Annotated in this window: 17 protein-coding genes; 3 read left to right on the forward strand and 14 right to left on the reverse strand. The window is 61.0% G+C overall.

Annotated features, from left to right (window positions below):
- Nucleotides 1-4: 4 nt before the first annotated feature.
- From ACST81_RS08540 to ACST81_RS08570, 7 genes are all read right to left on the reverse strand, one after another.
- A complete protein-coding gene (locus tag ACST81_RS08540) occupies nt 5-1198 on the reverse strand; it encodes an efflux RND transporter periplasmic adaptor subunit (protein WP_438752501.1) in 1194 nt (397 codons plus the stop codon).
- A gap of 354 nt (nt 1199-1552) precedes the next feature.
- Nucleotides 1553-2545 (reverse strand): ABC transporter substrate-binding protein, encoded by a 993-nt coding sequence (locus ACST81_RS08545; protein ID WP_438752502.1) that lies wholly within the window; start codon nt 2543-2545, stop codon nt 1553-1555.
- 86 nt (nt 2546-2631) lie between these two features.
- Nucleotides 2632-3504, reverse strand: a complete 873-nt coding sequence (locus ACST81_RS08550) for an ABC transporter permease (RefSeq protein WP_438752503.1) — start codon at nt 3502-3504, stop codon at nt 2632-2634.
- Entirely contained in the window at nt 3501-4352 is an 852-nt protein-coding gene (locus ACST81_RS08555; protein WP_438753443.1) for an ABC transporter permease, read from the reverse strand. The genes ACST81_RS08550 and ACST81_RS08555 overlap by 4 nt, the downstream gene beginning before the upstream one ends.
- Before the next feature lie 35 nt (nt 4353-4387).
- Nucleotides 4388-4723 (reverse strand): hypothetical protein, encoded by a 336-nt coding sequence (locus ACST81_RS08560; RefSeq protein WP_438752504.1) that lies wholly within the window; start codon nt 4721-4723, stop codon nt 4388-4390.
- Nucleotides 4720-5103 carry an endonuclease domain-containing protein gene (locus tag ACST81_RS08565; RefSeq protein ID WP_438752505.1) on the reverse strand — a complete coding sequence of 128 codons (384 nt, stop codon included), beginning with the start codon at nt 5101-5103 and terminating at the stop codon, nt 4720-4722. The genes ACST81_RS08560 and ACST81_RS08565 overlap by 4 nt, the downstream gene beginning before the upstream one ends.
- Nucleotides 5104-5344: 241 nt before the next feature.
- Nucleotides 5345-6136, reverse strand: coding sequence for an ABC transporter ATP-binding protein (locus tag ACST81_RS08570; protein ID WP_438752506.1), 792 nt, complete (start codon nt 6134-6136; stop codon nt 5345-5347).
- 118 nt (nt 6137-6254) lie between these two features.
- On the opposite strand from ACST81_RS08570, the gene ACST81_RS08575 reads away from it, so the two are divergent.
- The gene (locus ACST81_RS08575; protein ID WP_438752507.1) at nt 6255-6668 is read left to right on the forward strand and encodes a cupin domain-containing protein; all 414 of its coding nucleotides are present in this window, start codon (nt 6255-6257) and stop codon (nt 6666-6668) included.
- 83 nt (nt 6669-6751) lie between these two features.
- Here ACST81_RS08575 and ACST81_RS08580 read toward each other — a convergent pair whose 3' ends face one another.
- Genes ACST81_RS08580 through ACST81_RS08595 form a run of 4 tightly spaced genes read right to left on the reverse strand, consistent with a single transcriptional unit; the run spans nt 6752 to nt 10622 of the window.
- Nucleotides 6752-7129 (reverse strand): hypothetical protein, encoded by a 378-nt coding sequence (locus ACST81_RS08580; protein WP_438752508.1) that lies wholly within the window; start codon nt 7127-7129, stop codon nt 6752-6754.
- Between the two features lie 2 nt (nt 7130-7131).
- Nucleotides 7132-8586, reverse strand: coding sequence for a dihydropyrimidinase (gene hydA / locus ACST81_RS08585; protein WP_438752509.1), 1455 nt, complete (start codon nt 8584-8586; stop codon nt 7132-7134).
- A 4-nt stretch (nt 8587-8590) separates the two neighbouring features.
- Nucleotides 8591-9313 carry an endonuclease domain-containing protein gene (locus ACST81_RS08590; RefSeq protein WP_438753446.1) on the reverse strand — a complete coding sequence of 241 codons (723 nt, stop codon included), beginning with the start codon at nt 9311-9313 and terminating at the stop codon, nt 8591-8593.
- Between the two features lie 55 nt (nt 9314-9368).
- Nucleotides 9369-10622, reverse strand: a complete 1254-nt coding sequence (locus tag ACST81_RS08595) for a Zn-dependent hydrolase (RefSeq protein ID WP_438752510.1) — start codon at nt 10620-10622, stop codon at nt 9369-9371.
- Nucleotides 10623-10907: 285 nt separating this feature from the next.
- Here ACST81_RS08595 and ACST81_RS08600 point away from each other — a divergent pair, with 285 nt between their 5' ends.
- Nucleotides 10908-11567 carry a TetR family transcriptional regulator C-terminal domain-containing protein gene (locus ACST81_RS08600; protein ID WP_438753449.1) on the forward strand — a complete coding sequence of 220 codons (660 nt, stop codon included), beginning with the start codon at nt 10908-10910 and terminating at the stop codon, nt 11565-11567.
- A 9-nt stretch (nt 11568-11576) separates the two neighbouring features.
- Here the strand turns inward: ACST81_RS08600 and ACST81_RS08605 are convergent, their stop codons facing one another.
- The 3 genes from ACST81_RS08605 to ACST81_RS08615 form a co-directional block, all read right to left on the reverse strand.
- A complete protein-coding gene (locus ACST81_RS08605; protein WP_438752511.1) occupies nt 11577-13247 on the reverse strand; it encodes an adenylate/guanylate cyclase domain-containing protein in 1671 nt (556 codons plus the stop codon).
- 816 nt (nt 13248-14063) lie between these two features.
- Complete coding sequence (preA, locus tag ACST81_RS08610) at nt 14064-15377, reverse strand: NAD-dependent dihydropyrimidine dehydrogenase subunit PreA (protein ID WP_438752512.1); 1314 nt, start codon at nt 15375-15377, stop codon at nt 14064-14066.
- A gap of 13 nt (nt 15378-15390) precedes the next feature.
- Nucleotides 15391-16752 carry an NAD(P)-dependent oxidoreductase gene (locus ACST81_RS08615; protein WP_438752513.1) on the reverse strand — a complete coding sequence of 454 codons (1362 nt, stop codon included), beginning with the start codon at nt 16750-16752 and terminating at the stop codon, nt 15391-15393.
- Between the two features lie 205 nt (nt 16753-16957).
- Here ACST81_RS08615 and ACST81_RS08620 point away from each other — a divergent pair, with 205 nt between their 5' ends.
- Complete coding sequence (locus ACST81_RS08620) at nt 16958-17911, forward strand: sugar-binding transcriptional regulator (protein ID WP_438752514.1); 954 nt, start codon at nt 16958-16960, stop codon at nt 17909-17911.
- Nucleotides 17912-18056 lie beyond the last annotated feature (145 nt).

Here is an 18056-nt window from a genome sequence, read left to right on the forward strand (position 1 = left end):
TCGATCAGTTCGATACGGTTTCGGCGGAGGCAGGCACAGGCTTGATGCGATCGCCGTCACGGACGAAGGCGCCGGCTTTCTTGATCACCTTGTCGCCCTCTTTCAGCCCGGCCCGGATTTCGATGAATCCGTTGTCCTGAATGCCGGTTTCAATCTTCGCGACATGCGCGACATCACCATCGACCTTGCGGGCGACCATGCCGTCCTTGGTGCTGGTGACGGCGGATAGCGGCAGGACGAGCGCATCCTTTTCGGTGACGATGATCTGCGCGCGCGCATACATGCCGACGCGCGCTTTTTCCGGCGCCAGCAGGCTGATATTGACGCTGCCGAGGCGGGTCTGGCTATCGACGACGGGAGAGATCAAGCGAATCTTGCCCTCGATCTGCGTCTTGCCATCGGCAAGGGTGACTTCCGCCCTCTGGCCGATCGCAAGGCGCGGCAAATCGGTTTCGATGATTTCAGCCTTCACCTCCACCGCACCGTCGCGAATGATCGTGAACAGCGGTTCGCCGGAGCCGTTGGCGATCGCGCCGACCTTGGCGGTTCGCGCCGACACGACGCCGGTCACCGGCGTCTTCACGTCTGTGCGGGCAAGCCTCAGATCGACATCGGAAATTTGCGCCTCGACGACCTTGATATCGGCCTTGGCAACCGAGACCAGTTGCTCGCCGGAGCGGACGCGGGCAAGTGCGGCGGTTGCCGCAGCCCGTTCCTGATCGCGCTGCGCCGTCGACATCGAGCCGGCTTCTGCCAGCTTCTTCGAGCGCTCGGCGACGCGGACGGCCTCTTCGGCATTGGCCTGCGCCTCGGCAAGCTGCGCCTCATACTGGGCAAGGGATGCATTGGCCTTGGCAAGGCTTGCGGCATACTGGCTCTTCTGCAACTCCAGCATGTCGGGGTTCAAGGTTGCCAAGGTGGTGTCCGCCTCGACGCGATCGCCGACATCGGCGTTCAGTGTACGGATCGACAATCCATCGACGAGGGGGGAAACATAGGTTTCCTCGACCGCCTTCACGGCGCCGGTGGCCAGAACCCGATCGACGATCGCCTGGGTCTTGACCTCAGACACGACGATTGAAGGGAGAGCCTGTTCCGTCTTTGCCGGCGCAGGATCTTCCGCAAACGCGGTGCTCGACAGGAAAGCCAGCATCAGGGCAGCGGAAACACCAAACGCATAAGTCGTCATACGGGCCATCGGCTCACTTTCCTCGAATTCCGGATAAATCAGTTTGCTGACGAGTACGCTTTCCCCGGAAGGATTTGTCTCGGTCAGCCCTCGGAGGAGAAAGAAATGTCGCCAATACGCTCCCAGGCGAAACGCTTCCCCACACCTCCTCAAATGCCTCGGGCCTTATTTAGTTAGACAAGTTTGGCGTTGCAAGGCAGTCTGAAAAAAGAATGGTGCCTCATTATTTTATTTGTTGAATGCCATCAACACAACTTTTGTTTTGTGTCGATTTGTTGCGGGCAACTGGTTTTATAGTGTTGCAAATGAGAAACGCGCGGGGCTGGCCCGCGCGTTTCAATGTTAAAAGTAATACCAATCGTTCTACTTGAGAGCCGCGTCGGTGATCTCATGCGTAAAGGCACCGGTCGGTTCCTTGGTGATGACAGGATCCGAGCCGCCCTTCAGCAGGGACTCGACAGTCCGCTTGTAGTCTGCTTCGTCGAGCGCGCCGTTGGAGCCGGCGGTCAGCTTGGCCACTTCGCTCATCATGAACTTCTGGTGTGCCTCCGTCTGCGCGCCGGTGCTATCGTTTTCAAGAACGATACCGGCCGCTTCATCCGGGTTTGTTTCGGCATATTTCCAGCCCTTCATCGAAGCGCGGACGAACTTGACCATCTTGTCCTTGAAGGCCTGGTCCTTGAGCTTGTCTTCCAGAACATAAAGGCCGTCTTCGAGCGTCGCTACACCCTGGTCCTCATACTTGAAGGTGACCAGATCCTCCGGCTTGATGCCGGCATCGAGCACCTGGCCGTATTCGTTGTAGGTCATGGTCGAGATACAGGCGGCCTGCTTCTGGATCAGCGGGTCGACGTTGAAACCCTGCTTGAGGACGGTGACGCCATCCGGTCCACCTTCGGTCTTCAGGCCAAGCTGGCTCATCCAGGAGAGGAACGGATATTCGTTGCCGAAAAACCAGACGCCGAGCGTCTTGCCCTTGAAGTCGTCTGGCGTGGCGACGCCGGATTCCTTCAGGCAGGTCAGCATCATGCCGGAGGACTTGAAGGGCTGGGCGATGTTGACGAGGGCGACGCCCTTTTCGCGGGTTGCAAGCGCTGATGGCATCCAGTCGACGACCACGTCGGCGCCGCCGCCGGCGATCACCTGCGGCGGAGCGATGTCCGGGCCGCCCGGCTTGATCTCGACATCAAGGCCTTCTTCTTCATAGAAGCCCTTGTCCTTGGCGACGTAATAACCGGCGAACTGGGCCTGGGTGACCCATTTCAGCTGCAGCACGACCTTTTCGGCGGCCACGGCCTGGAATGCGGAGAGCGAAAAGGCGCTTGCCAGCAGCAATGATGCAAATCTCAACTTCATGTCAGTTCCCTCTTTTTTGTTATGCCGGCCCAATTGCGAACCGGCGGTCGTTCGTCGCGCGCCTGCCCAACGCGGGCAGACGATAGTCAAGCCGCCCGTGCGCTGCGCATGGACGGATGCCAGAACGTGACGGCGCGCTCGATGAGCGCCACCACCCCGTAGAAGGCGGAGCCAGCCACCGCCGCAACGGCGATCTCGGCCCAAACCATGTCGACATTCATGCGCCCCACTTCGGTGGAAATCCGGAAGCCCATGCCGACGATCGGGGTCCCGAAGAATTCGGCCACGATAGCGCCGATCAGCGCCAGCGTGGAGTTGATCTTGAGCGCATTGAATATGAAAGGCCATGCCGCCGGAAGCCGTAATTTGACGAGCGTCTGGAACCATGTCGCCGCATAGGTGCGCATCAGGTCCTTTTCCATCGAACTGGTGGCGGCAAGGCCGGAGACGGTGTTCACCAGCATGGGGAAGAAGGTCATGATGACAACGACGGCGACCTTCGACTGCCAGTCGAAACCGAACCACATGACCATGATCGGCGCGACGCCGATGACCGGCAAGGCGGAGACGAAATTGCCGAGCGGCAGCAGGCCTTTCTGCAGAAAGGGAGAGCGATCGATGGCGATGGCGACGATAAAGCCGAGACCGCAGCCAAGCGCATAACCGGTGATGACCGCCTTGAGGAACGTCTGCTGGAAATCGGCCCAGAGGGTCGGTACGGAACTGACAAGCCGCACCCCGATCGCCGACGGGGGCGGCAGAAGGACGAAAGGCACGTTGAGCCCGCGTACCAGTCCCTCCCAGAGGACGAGAATACTGATGCCGAACAGCAGTGGAACGGCAAGCCGAATCGCGCGGTTGGCCAGCGGGTTGTTGAATTTCTGGCGGACGAGCCATTCGTTGGTGGCCCAGGCCGCAAGCCAGAAGGCGATGGCGCCGAGAACGAGATTGGTCTTCATGGTTTCATCCCCATGCGCTTGAGGACGGCGGTATGGGCAATGCCGACAATGATGACCAACATGGCCGCCATGGCGGCAGCCATGAACAAAGCCGACCAGATCTGCACCGTCTGGCCGTAGTAGGAGCCGGCAAGCAGGCGCGCGCCGAGACCTGCCACGGCACCGGTCGGCAATTCACCGACGATGGCCCCGACCAGCGAGATGGCGATGGCGACTTTCAGCGAGGTGAAGAGGTAGGGCATGGACGAAGGCCAGCGCAGCTTCCAGAAGGTTTGCGACGCACTGGCATAATAGGTGTGCATCAGGTCGAGCTGGATCGTTTCCGGGCTGCGAAGCCCCTTCACCATGCCGACGACGATCGGGAAGAAGCTGAGATAGGTGGAGATCAGCGCCTTCGGTAGCAGGCCGGATATGCCGACTGCGTTGAGCACCACGATGATCATCGGGGCGATGGCGAGGATCGGTATCGTCTGGCTGGCGATGACCCAGGGCATCAGCGACCGATCCATGGCGCGATTGTGGACGATGCCGATGGCGAGCAGAATGCCGAGAACGGTGCCGATGCCGAAGCCGAGCAGGGTCGCCGACAGCGTGATCCAGGCATGATAGACGAGGCTACGCTTGGAAGTGATGGGCTTGTTGAACATCGTGTCCCAGATTTCCGCGATCACCTGATGCGGCGCGGGCAGGACCGGCCGCTCCTGAACCATCGTCTTCGGCACGATTTCGGAAAAGGTGATCGTCGTTCCGGCGCGGGCGGCCGTATCGCGTTCGAACGGCGTGTTGAGGAAAACGGCAGCGATATACCAGATGACCACCAGCGCGGCGACGATCACCGCGACCGGCATGATCCTGTCCTGGAAGAAACCCGCTTTCTCCATGGTCAGACCCTCCCGCTCGATGGCAGCATCATCAGGCCCATGGCCACGATGCCAAGGGCAACGCCGGCCATCTGCATCAGCGTCAACCTCTCGCCGAAGACGAGGAAAGCGATGACGTTGACCAGCACCAACTGGACGACGGCGGATGCCGAGATCGCCAGCCCCAGCCCGCCCTCACGCATCAACCGCACCATCATCAGGTTTCCGACGCAATAGAGGAACAGGGAGAAGACCAGCAGCAGGATATTGTTGGTCGAGACATAGTATCGCGACGCCGTTGCCGCGCTGAGAAAGATCGCCATGGAGGCCGCGAGCCAGAGGATGAAGGTGAGGTTCATGGATGCGGCTCGATCTCCAGGAAGGGCATGACGGCTTGCTCTATGGTCAGAAAGACATGATCGGGACCGTCCATGACCTGAGCATTGTCGAAACGCAGAATGGTAAAACCTTGGCTTTGAAGAAATCGGTCTCTCTGGGCGTCATGCCTTTTTCCGTGCAGTGTCTCATGGCTATCGCCATCGACCTCGACGACCACGCGTGCGGACAGCCAGGCGAAATCCGCAATATAGGGACCGATCGGTGTTTCGCGGCGGAAACGGGCGCCTCGCGGACGCAAGTCTCGCAGCATGCTCCACATTGCGGCTTCCGCCTTGGTCAATTCGCGACGGAGTTCCTTGGCCCTTGTGCGGGTCTTCTGTTCGATATTGGAATGGGGCATGAAAGCTCCATGAGGGACTGTGCGGATGTTTTCCCCTCCCCAACCCCTCCCCACAAGGGGGAGGGGCTTAACCCGCGGCATTGCCCGGTGACAAACCGACAGGAACTCAGCGTACTGAGCCACCTGTGTTCTAAGCATTTTCCTCTTCCGAAAACGGCTCGATCCGTTTGCGAAGGGCGCGGCATCGTAGCCCCTCCCCCTTGTGGGGAGGGGTTGGGGAGGGGTCTTTTCTAAAAGAGTACTACTCATCATAGCTATGCCCCGCTCTCAATCCCTCGCGCACCCGGCTGGCAATCTCCAGGAATTCCGGTGTTTCGCGGATATCGAGCGGACGCTCGCGGGGCAGGGTGGATTCGATGATGTCGGTGACGCGGCCGGGGCGGGGGCTCATGACGACGATCTTGGTGGAGAGATAGACCGCTTCGGGGATCGAATGGGTGACGAAGCAGATCGTCTTGTTGGTGCGTTCCCAGAGCTTGAGCAACTGTTCGTTCAGATGGTCGCGGACGATTTCGTCCAGTGCGCCGAAGGGCTCGTCCATCAACAACAGGTCGGCATCGAAGGCCAGCGCGCGGGCGATCGAGGCGCGCTGCTGCATGCCGCCGGAAAGCTGCCAGGGGAATTTCTTGCCGAAACCGGTCAGGTTGACGAGATCGAGAGTCCGGTCGATCCGCTCCTTCTGCTCGGCTACGCTATAGCCCATGATTTCGAGCGGCAAGGCGATGTTCTTCTCGATCGTGCGCCAGGGGTAAAGGGCGGCGGCCTGGAAGACATAACCGTATGAGCGATTCTGCCGTGCCTCGTGCGGCGTGACGCCGTTGACGGTAATCGAGCCGGCCGTTGCCTGTTCGAGATCGGCGATGACGCGCAGGAAGGTCGTCTTGCCGCAGCCCGATGGCCCGATGAAGGAAACGAAATCGCCCTTGCGCACATCCAGATTGACGCCCGTCAGCGCATTGACGGGACCGTCATTGGTCTGGAAAGTGAGGCCGAGATCACGCGCCGAAACGACGGATGCAGGTGTTGTTGTCATAAGGTCTTGTATGCTCCGCCCTGAATGCCTGGTTGACGTCTTTTTGTCTGGTGTTGCCTATAGTCGTACGTCAAATTTTCCGATCGGGATATTGAACCATGAACCCGGAGATGTGGATATGTTGCAATCATCGAAACCGACCTGCCGGATCGTCCGTCCCGGCCAGACCTATGACGGCAAGCAGGGGTTCAGCTATTTCGAAGGCATTTCCGCTGAGGCCGTCGGCGCGTCTGCGATCTGCATGCATCTCCTGACCATTCCGCCCGGCGGCCGCGCCAAGGCCCACAAGCACGAGACCCATGAGACGGCGATCTACATGCTGTCTGGCGAGGCGCACACCTGGTACGGCGACCAGTTGGAAAACCATGTCATCGTGAAGGCCGGCGAAATGTTCTACATCCCGGCCGGCGTGCCGCATCTTCCTGCCAACCTGTCGGACCAGCCGGCCTCGGCCGTGATCGCCCGCACCGATCCGAACGAACAGGAAAGCGTCGTCCTGATGCCGGAACTGGAAGCGCTGGTTCCGCGATAAGGCTTGCTGTACGCAGGCGGCCTTTCGAGGCCGCCCGTTGCCCGCCGGCAACCGACAGAGCCGTGCTGGAGGAAGACGCTGGTTCATTTGCATTTTTTCAACGGCCCCCAACGCATCCCGTCCTCGAACACGATCACATAGTCGTTGCCGGCACGCTGGATTTCGAGCTTCGTGTCCATCTCGCCGCCATCGCCTTCCTCCGCGCAGGTGACCGCCGAGGCAAAGGAATCGCCCTTCTTCGTCACCGGCCTCTTGAAGCCGCAATAGGTGGCCGCCGACGTAACACCTTCATCTGTCAGCAGAAAGAAGTCCTCCGATCCCATCGCCTCATTGCTGTTGGCATAGGCGCAGCCATCCTTGTTGCCATAGGCGCCGTCGAGGAATTTTTCCTGTGCGTGAACGAGCCCGGTCATGGCCAGGCTCGCCACGAGAAGCACGGGAAGGCGAGGGACAAGCGGCATGCTCACACCCCGCTTGCCGGAATGCCGGTGCGCTGGACCTTGCGCGGCGCGGTGATGTCCTTCCAGGTCGAGAGCGCCTTGTTGACGGCAGCGAAGGGCTCGCGCTTGATGAACTTGCCCTGGCCCTCGCGGGTCTTGATCGTCCCCTCCTCGATGGCGACGACGCCGGCGGTCAGCGTGTAGCGCGGCAGGCCGGTCACCTGCTTGCCTTCAAAGACGTTGTAATCGATGGCCGACTGCTGCGAGGAGGCCGAGATCGTCTTGGAACGCTTCGGATCCCAGACGACGAGGTCGGCATCGGCCCCGACGAGGATCGCGCCCTTCTTCGGATACATATTGAGGATCTTGGCGATATTGGTCGAGGTGACGGCCACGAATTCGTTCATGGTGATGCGGCCGGTGGCGACGCCGTGCGTCCAGAGCATCGGCATGCGATCCTCCAGCCCGCCGGTGCCGTTCGGGATTTTGGTGAAGTCGCCAACGCCAAAACGCTTCTGCGCGGTCGTGAAGGCGCAGTGATCGGTCGCAACCACCTGCAGCGAGCCGGCCGCGAGCCCGGCCCAGAGTGAGTCCTGATGCTGCTTGTTGCGGAAGGGCGGCGACATGACGCGGCGGGCGGCATGATCCCAGTCGGGATTGGCATATTCGCTCTCGTCCAGCGTCAGGTGCTGGATCAGCGGCTCGCCATAGACCCGCATGCCGTTCTGTCGGGCGCGGCGGATCGCTTCATGCGACTGTTCGCAGGATGTGTGTACCACGTAAAGCGGGCTGCCTGCCATGTCGGCGATGATGATGGCGCGGTTGGTGGCTTCGCCTTCGACAGCGGCGGGGCGGGAATAGGCGTGGGCTTCCGGGCCGTTATTGCCGTCTGCCAGCAGTTTCGCCTGCATCTGCGCGACGATATCGCCGTTTTCGGCATGCACCATCGGCAGCGCGCCAAGCTCGGCGCAGCGCTGGAACGAATGGAACATCTCGTCGTCATCCACCATCAGCGCGCCCTTGTAGGCCATGAAGTGCTTGAACGAGTTGATGCCCTTATCCTGTACGATCGTCTGCATCTCGTTGAACACCTGCTCGCCCCACCAGGTGATGGCCATGTGGAAGGAGAAGTCGCAGGTCGCCCGCGACGTCTTGTTGTCCCACATGGTCAAGGCTTCGAGCAGCGACTGGCCGGGGGCGGGCAGAGCGAAATCGACGACCATGGTCGTGCCGCCCGACAGCGCCGCCCGGGTTCCGCTTTCGAAATCGTCGGACGAATAGGTGCCCATGAACGGCATTTCGAGATGGGTATGCGGATCGATGCCGCCGGGCATGACATAGCACCCGGTCGCATCCAGCGTCTCGTCGCCGGAAAGGTTCGGCCCGATCTCGACGATCTTGCCCCCATCCACCTTGACATCCGCCTTGTAGGTCAGGTCGGCGGTGACGATGGTTCCGTTCTTGATGACTGTGCTCATGTTTTCAGAACTCCCTGTCGCTGCGCGGTGCATGCGCCAGCTGGTTATCCAATGATTGATGTTGGTGGCTACCGTTGCGATCTGGCTGCCGGATCGCAGGAAAATAACGGAGACTTTCATCCCGTTGGAAAATTTGCCCTTCCAGCGCGGCAAGGATCGTGTCCAGAACGGCGCGGCGTTCCTGAAGAACTTCGTGATTCCAGAAGCGCAGGACGCTGTAGCCTTGCTCGTTCAGCCACTGTGTCCGGAGAATATCTGATTGAGAGTCCGCATGCTGGCTGCCATCCAGTTCGATAATCAGCATTTTCTCACGACAGAGGAAATCGGCGATGTAGGGGCCAAGCGGAATTTGACGGGTGAATTTGTAGCCGTTGAGAAGGCGGTTCCTGAGGTCCCCCCAGAGCCGGTATTCGGCTTCTTGTTCATTGTGTCTGAGATTGCGGGCTTGCTGGGTCTTTCCGGGACGGCGCTTGGTAAAGGGGTTCGCGTCTTGAATTGTGGCTTCGCCCCCCTCATCCGGCCCTTCGGGCCACCTTCTCCCCGGCGGGGAGAAGAGGGAGTCCGCTGCACATCCGCGTTCAACATTATCCACTTGTGACGATGCCAGTTTTTTGTTGACGGACGAAGCCGCTGACGTCCTCTTCTCCCCAGCGGGGAGAAGGTGGCCCGCTGGGCCGGATGAGGGGGGCGAAGCCACGTGTTTTGGGAGACCCGCGTCACTCCGCATAGCTCGGTCCTCGCGGTCGAGAATGCGTTTCACTTCGTCGAAATGATTCATGGGCTTACTCCACGATCCCCGCCGTCTCGACCACCGCATGGAACAGCACGTCGCAACCCGCCGAGGCCCATTCCCTGGAAATGTCCTCGGCCTCGTTGTGGCTGAGGCCGCCGACGCAGGGGCACATGACCATGGTGGCTGGCGCCACCTTGGCGGCCCAGCAGGCGTCGTGGCCGGCGCCGGAAATGAGGTTCATATGGCTGTAGCCGAGTTTTTCGGCGGCGGTGCGCACGGCCGTCACCAGCGTCGGATCGAAGGTCACCGGCGCGAAATGGCCGATGGCCTCGATCGAACAGCCGACACCGAGCGCTCCCGTGATCTTCGGTGCCTCGGCCTCGATCCTGGCGCGCATCCGGTCGAGCTTCTCCTTGTCGGGCGAGCGGATATCGATGGTGAAGACCACCTTGCCCGGCAGGACGTTGCGGGAGTTGGGCGAGAAGAACACCTGGCCGACGCCGCCGACGGCGCCCGGCTGTTCGGCCATGGCGACATCCTGCACCATTTCGATGATCCGTGACATGGCAAGCCCGGCATTGACGCGCAGGTTCATCGGCGTCGAGCCGGTATGGGCTTCTCGGCCTGTCAGCGTGAATTCCAGCCACCAGAGGCCCTGACAGTGGGTGACCACGCCGATCTGCTTTTCCTCCGCCTCAAGGATCGGGCCTTGCTCGATATGATATTCGAAATAGGCGTGCATCTTGCGGGCGCCGACCTCTTCCTCGCCGAGCCAGCCGATGCGCGTCAACTCGTCGCCATAGGTCTTGCCCTCGGGATCCTTGCGGCCATAGGCGTAATCGAGCGTATGCACGCCGGCAAAGACGCCGGATGCCAGCATGGCCGGCGCAAAACGGGCGCCTTCCTCGTTTGCCCAGTTGGTGACGACGATCGGATGTTTCGTCCGGATGCCGAGGTCGTTCATGGTGCGCACGACTTCGAGGGCCGCGAGCACGCCGAGCACGCCGTCATACTTGCCGCCGGTCGGCTGGGTGTCGAGGTGCGAGCCGACATAGACGGGCAGCGCATCGGGATCGGTGCCGGGGCGGGTGGCGAACATCGTGCCCATCTTGTCGACGGCCATGGTCATGCCGGCATCGTCGCACCATTTCTGAAAGAGATGGCGACCTTCGCCGTCCTCGTCGGTCAGTGTCTGGCGATTGTTGCCGCCGGCAATGCCGGGGCCGATTTTCGCCATGTCCATGAGCATATCCCACAGACGGTCGGCATTGACGCGCATGTTCTCGCCCGGTGCAGCTGCCATGGCGGTTCTCCTCATGTTTTCAGGATGCGCGGTCAGGCACATCCCGTTGTTCCCTTGGTCAAATCGGGGCGATCTGGTTTTTTCGATTGCCCTGCGATCAGCCGTTGCGTTTGACGATGAACTGACTGATAATTTGACCGGTTGGTAAAACATTACAACTTCCGTTGCGGCACTCAAGACGAAAAACAGAAAAAACGTCCGTGCCGTCGGAATTTTTAGAACAGGTATTTTCCGGACGTTTCAGGCCGCGTGCAGACGGTGATGGGTTATAAGACAGGGGGCAAGATGGTACTTCCGAGGGCAGCCAGGACACAGAGGCGCACCCGTATCCAGGAGGAGAAGGAAGAACTGATTCTGGAGGCGGCGCTCGATGTGTTTGCCACCCATGGTTTTCGCGGCAGCACCATCGACCAGATCGCCGAGGTGGCGGGCATGTCGAAACCGAACCTGCTCTATTACTTCCGCACCAAGGACGCCATGCACCGGGCGCTGATCGACCGGGTGCTCTACAACTGGCTCGATCCCTTGCGCGAATTCGACGCCGAGGGAAACCCGGTGTCCGAAATCCGCAGCTATATCCGTCGCAAGCTCGAAATGGCCCGCGATTTTCCCCGCGAAAGTCGGCTTTTCGCCAACGAGATCCTGCAGGGTGCGCCGCATATCGAGGATGAGCTCAAGGGGCCGCTGAAGGAACTGGTCGACGAGAAGGCGGAGGTGATCCGCTCCTGGGCGAAGGCCGGCAAGATCGCCAAATGTGATCCCTATCACCTGATCTTCGCCATCTGGTCGACGACGCAGCATTACGCCGATTTCGATGTCCAGGTCCGGGGCGTGCTCGGCGACGAGCGGTCCGGCGAGGGCCGTTTCGAGGATGCCGCCCGGTTTCTCGAGCAATTGTTCGTGCACGGCCTCGAAATCAGGGAAGGCAGCATCGACGCAGCCTGACAACGCCCGTCAGGCCGGCGTGCCCGACGCCTGCTTCGCCGCGTCGATCATCGCCTCGATCTCTACCGCCCGCTGCACGATCAGCGTTTCCAGCGTGCCGGCACGGCCGCGAATGGAGATGTTGTAGCTTTCGCGGTCATTGACGGTCAGACCGGCATAGCGGACGACATCGGCGGAGACCGCCAGTTGCGCATCGTATTCCTTGGCGAAGCCTTCGAGCCGGCTCGCGGCATTGATCGTGTCGCCGACGGCGGTGAGTGACGAAGCCCTTCCATAGCCGATCTGACCGATGATCGCCGGCCCGGCATGCATGCCCATGGCGATGCGCAGCGGCCGTTCGAGTTCGCTGGTGAAATTCCGGTTCAGCACCTCGACACCCTTGGCGATGCGGGCGGTTGCCGTCAGGGCCTGTTCGCAGGCTTCCTCGATGCTGTTGTTTAAACCGAAGATCGCCAGCGCCCCGTCACCGATGAACTTGTCGATCACGCCGCCAGTGCTTTCGACGGCTTCGCCGATCGTCTCGAAATAGCGATTGAGGAGGAAGACGGTGTCGAAGGGAAGTTGCTGCTGGGCAAGCAGGGTGAAGTCCCTGAGGTCACAGAACAGCACGGCGATGCGGCGTTCGCGGCCGGCGGCTTCCTGCTCGGTCGGCTGGATCTTCACGCCGACATTGTCGGCGCCGAGGATCGGCGAGATCGACAGGCTGTGGCTGGGGCGCAGCTGGCAGGCAAGGCGGACATTGTCTGGAGCGCGGATGCGGATCAGTGTCGCCCGCTCGGCTTCGGTCGCCGGTGGTTGTCGTTCGAGCCCTTCCATCACCCGCACGCGGCAGGTGGAGCAACGCCCGCGTCCGCCGCAGATCGACAGGTGCGGAATACCGGCGGCGCGGCTGGCTTCTAGCACGCTGAAACCCTTGGCAACGGAAATCGCCCGGTCGGGATAGGTGATCCTGACCTTGCCGCCGGCGGGAATGGCGCGGGCAATCAACGTTCCGCTGATGGCGGCGACAAGGGTGGTCATGATCGAGAGCCGGATCTGGCCGAGGATTTCGGGCGGCGTGCGGGCCGGCATGAACCATGTCTCGGACGGCAGTCCGACATCCAAGGAGCGGGCGCCGACGGCAAAGCCGAGCAGCGCCAGGAGTGGCACGAGAACGGCGAAGGAATAGAAGAACAGGAAGTAGCGCGGATACCAGTCGCGTCCCCGCATCCAGAACCAAGCGCCGAGACAGCCATGCGACCAGGCGAGAATGAGAGCCAGCGATTGCAGGCTTGCGTTGACCGGGTTGGACCAGAGGCGCGGCAGCACCTGATAATAGCCGTCGCCATATCCGGTCAGCATCCATTCGATCCGCGTATTCGTCACATGGGTCACGAGCAGGAACGGGAATGACAGCCCAAAAATGATCTTGAGCGCTTCGCGCATCGGCATGCGCAATGTCTGGCGGCGATAGAGGCTTTCGAGTGCCAGGATGAAATGCACGGCGAGCGAGCCATAGAGCAGCACCGTGCCGATCCAGCTGCGCCATAGCAGGTTGAACCACCAGCGCATTTCTTCCATAGCATCGACCGAAACGAGGCCGAGCGCGTGGTTGGAAAAATGGGTGAGCAGGAACAATCCCAAGCAGGCGCCTGTCAGCAGATGCAGTCTTTTGCGTGATCGTGATGAGGCAAATTTCAAACGGACATCCGGCGTTGGCGGCGCGCAACCGCATGGTGTTACGGTCTCTTATTGACGAGTTCGTGATAAGGGGCAACGCACGTTTTGTGGACGCTTCGTCGCGATTTCGTGTTCGATCCTCCGCTTGACCGCAGCGACAGGACGCTCTGCGGACACTCCCTTTCCGCCACGCCGTTTGTTCACGCGCGAAAAGTCCGCCGTGGTTTGTCAAGGAGCAATCGGCCGGGGCGCTCGCAAGAACCTCGTTTGGGTAGTGGGAAAGTGGCTCTCGCCAGCGCCCCGTTCGGCGGTTTTTGCCCACGCACTTTTTCCACTACGGCCCGCTCATGTGCATGTCGTTATCCAGAAACCGCTATACACGTTCTGGCGACATGCAGTGGACCCTCTGTGCATCGCACGCCCGCAGCAGCAACAGCCTGCGGAGGGGAAATTTCGCCTGGACCCCGGCTATGGGGACGTCCGTCCTTTCCCCAAACCCGGCGCCGGCCCCGCCTCGCTGCCACGGCTGGCAGTGTATCCGTGGCGGGACGGTGTTATCGTAGACTGGATTCTCAAGGCGGGGATTTTGTCGTGTGGTTGAGATCCCCTCACCAGCAGAATCTAACACTGAGCCTTGGATAAGATGTTGATTTTCCGTCGTTTTATACGGAGATTGAGGCGGGGATGCCGTGACCTCACTCGCTAAATCATCCTCGTCTTGGCAAGGAGTGGGGTCCGGGTGCGGAGATTGCTCCTTGCGTCCATGCCTACCCCTCTCTTGCAATTTCTCCCCCGCCAAGGGGGAGATAAATCTGCCGCACTCCTCAACCAATCCAACTACTCCGCGGCCTGCCGAGCCATCGGGTTGTTCGGGTGGGTGGTCCAGTTGGCGTAGTTCGGATCGACCACCTTGCCGGTGCGCTCGTCGAGCGTGCCGGGGTCAAGGCCGACCATGGTGATGCAGTCCTGGACCGGGCAGACGTTGACGCAGAGATTGCAGCCGACGCATTCGTCTTCCATGACCTCGAAATGCCGGATGCCATCGACATATTGCGTGATCGCCTGGTGCGAGGTGTCCTCGCAGGCGATGTGGCAGCGGCCGCACTTGATGCAGGCATCCTGGTCGATGCGGGCCTTGGCGATGTAGTTGAGATTGAGATACTGCCAGTCCGAAACGTTCGGGACGGCGCGGCCGGTGATGTCGTCGAGCGTGCTGTGGCCCTTTGTATCCATCCAGGTCGACAGGCCGGTGATCATTTCCTGGACGATCTTGAAGCCGTAGGTCATGGCGGCGGTGCAGACCTGCACGTTGCCGGCGCCCAGAACCAGGAATTCGGCGGCGTCGCGCCAGGTTGTGATGCCGCCGATGCCGGAAATCGGCAGGCCGTAGGTTTCCGGATCGCGGGCGATCTCGGCGACCATGTTGAGCGCGATCGGCTTGACCGCCGGGCCGCAATAGCCGCCATGGCTGCCCTTGCCGTCGATCGACGGTTCCGGCGAGAATGTGTCGAGATTGACCGAGGTGATCGAATTGATCGTGTTGATCAGCGAGACCGCATCGGTGCCTCCGTTTTTCGCGGCGCGGGCCGGCTTGCGGATGTCGGTGATGTTCGGCGTCAGCTTGGTGATGACGGGCATGCGGGTGTATTGCTTGCACCAGCGCACGACCATTTCGATATATTCCGGCACCTGTCCGACCGCGGCACCCATGCCGCGTTCCGACATGCCGTGCGGACAGCCGAAATTGAGCTCGATGCCATCGGCGCCGGTCTCTTCCACCAGCGGCAGGATCGACTTCCAGGCGTTTTCCTCGCAAGGCACCATGATCGAGGCAATCAGTGCACGATCCGGCCAATTCATCTTCACCTGCTTCATCTCGCGCAGGTTGGTGTAGAGGTCGCGGTCGGTGATCAGCTCGATATTGTTCAAGCCCAGAAGCCGGCGGTCGGCGCCCCAGATGGCGCCGTAGCGCGGACCGTTGACGTTGACGACGGGCGGGCCTTCCTCGCCCAGCGTCTTCCAGACGACGCCGCCCCAGCCAGCCTTGAAGGCGCGCTCGACATTGTAGGCCTTGTCGGTGGGCGGTGCTGAGGCCAGCCAGAAGGGATTCGGGGATTTGATGCCGACGAAATTGTTGCGCAGATCAGCCATGGCTATTCTCCCTTCAAGCGACGGCAACGGCCGGCTGCGATGCAGCTGACAGTGCGAGGTTGATCGATTCAGCCGCATCGCGACCCATGGCGACGGCCGAAACCGTCAGGTCTTCGCCGCCGAGAACACAGTCGCCACCGGCCCAGACGCGATCGAGCGACGTGCGGCCTTCCTCGTCGATGACGATGCGGCCGGATTGCAGGGCGATGGTGCCGAGACCATCGGCCTCGAAGGTCTGGCCGATTGCTTTCAGGATATGATCGGCGGTGATGACGCCGGTTTCGCCGGTCGTGACCAGCCGACCGTCTGATATCGTCGTATAGTCAAGCTCGATGCCGGCGACCTTGCCGTCGCGGGCGATGATGCGCCTGGGCTGCAGCCAGTGACGGATCGTGACGCCCTTGGCGGCGGCGAGATCTTGCTCGAACTCGGAGGCATTCATGTTCTCCTTGCCGCGACGGTAACAGATCGTCACCTCCTCGGCGCCGAGCAGCTTGGCCTGGACAGCCGCGTCGACGGCGGTCATGCCGCCGCCGAGAACGACGACGCGGCGGCCGACGGGAATGTCGTCCTTCGTTTCGGATTGGCGGAGCGCGGCGATGAAATCGACGGCGTCCTCGACGCCTTCGGCGGTTTCGCCTTCCGCCCGCAGCGCATTGACGCCGGCAAGGCCGAGGCCGAGGAAAACGGCGTCATGGCGCGACAGGAGATCCGACAGCGAGAAATCGCGTCCGAGCATCTGGCCGTTGCGGATATCGATGCCGCCGATCGACAGGACGTAGTCGACTTCCTTCTGGGCGAAATCGTCGACAGATTTGTAGGTGGCGATGCCATATTCGTTGAGGCCGCCCGCCTTTTTCCGGGCGTCGTAGATCACGACATCATGGCCCTTGACGGCCAAGCGGTGGGCGCAGGCGAGACCGGCCGGGCCGGCGCCGACGATGGCGACCGATTTGCCCGACGATTCGGCGCGGGTATAGAACTGCCGGTTTTCGCGCATGGCGATATCGGTCGCGTAACGCTGCAGGCGGCCGATCTCGACGGGCCGGTGCTCGGCCGTGTTGCGCACACAAGCCTCTTCGCACAGCGTTTCGGTGGGACAGACGCGGGCGCACATGCCGCCGAGAATATTCTGGTCGAAGATCGTGTTGGCCGATCCGACCGGGTTTCCTGTCGATATCTGCCGGATGAACAGCGGGATATCGATGGAGGTGGGACAGGCCGTCATGCAGGGCGCGTCATAGCAGAAGTAGCAGCGGTCGGATGCGACCAGCGCCTCGTGCTCGTCCAACGGCGGATGCAGATCGGAAAAATTCGTCTCGTATTCAACGGGCGACAGGCGGCCGCTCCGTAGTCCAGTTTCAGTCGTTCCCATTTTTCGCTCCCAAATGTCATGCCTCAGGATGATGAAACGGTACCATGGAATATTTTTTTATCAAACGGTAAAATTTTAAAAGCAAAAACGGCGCAACAGCCGTGCGGCAAGGGGTTCCGTGTCTTTCGATGAGGATGGCAGCGGTCTGTGTTTGACAGGAGCCAGGAAAAAGTGTCAGCACCTTTTCCAGGGAGAATGCAGGACCATGGTGCGTAAACCGGAAGCGAACAACAGGCTTGACGACGCCGCGCGTGCGGGCTGGCTCTACTATGTCGCCGGGCGCACGCAGGACGAGATCGCGTCGACCATGGGCATTTCCCGGCAATCGGCGCAGCGGCTGGTTTCGCTGGCCATGGCCGAGCGCCTGATCAAGGTTCGGCTCGATCATCCGATTGCCGCCTGCCTGGAACTCGGTCTGCTTCTCAAGGAAAAATACGCTCTCAAACTGGTGGACATCGTGCCAAGCGATCCCGGTTCGTCATCGACCACCGTCGGCATCGCGGAGGCGGGGGCGGCCGAGATCGAGCGCTGGCTGAAGTCCGCGGATCCGATCGTGCTCGCCATCGGCACGGGGCGAACGCTGAAGGCCGCGATCGACCAACTGCCGGCAATGGAATGTCCGCAGCATCGCATCGTGTCGCTCACCGGCAATATCGGTCTCGACGGTTCGGCCGCCTATTACAACGTCATCTTCTCGATGGCCGATGCGGTCAAGGCGCGGCATTTTCCGATGCCTTTGCCGGTTCTCGTCTCTTCAGCGGAGGAGCGGGAGGTGCTGCACAATCAGGTTCTGGTCAGGTCGGCCCTGAAACTCGGAGCCGAAGCCAATGTCGCCTTCGTCGGCGTCGGCGAACTCGGCCAGGACGCGCCGCTCTGCGAGGATGGGTTTCTCGGACGGGACGAGATGGCGCGCCTGATGGATGAAGGTGCCGTCGGCGAAATCTGCGGCTGGATGTTCGACAGGGATGGGGCGCTGCTCTCCGGCAGCATCAACGAACGCGTCGCCAGCGTGCCCTTGCCGTCGCGTGATTCGGCTGTTGTCATCGGTATCGCCAAGGGCAAGCGCAAGCATGCGGCGCTGAGCGCTGCACTCAAGGGACATGTGATCAACGGATTGATCACGGACGAAGCGACAGCTGAGTTTCTGCTCGCGCAGTGAGCGAATACCCATAAATAATCAAAAGTGATTTCAAGCGCTTAAGGATTCGTTTCTGCAGTGCAGCAACGAATGGCGATTGACATTTTTCGCGTTTCTGTGAGTAATTGCCCACGAGCAAGGCAAATGCTCATAACTCTTCTGGGAG

Source organism: Pararhizobium sp. O133 (assembly GCF_051669845.1).
In the GTDB taxonomy this organism is placed as follows: domain Bacteria; phylum Pseudomonadota; class Alphaproteobacteria; order Rhizobiales; family Rhizobiaceae; genus Pararhizobium.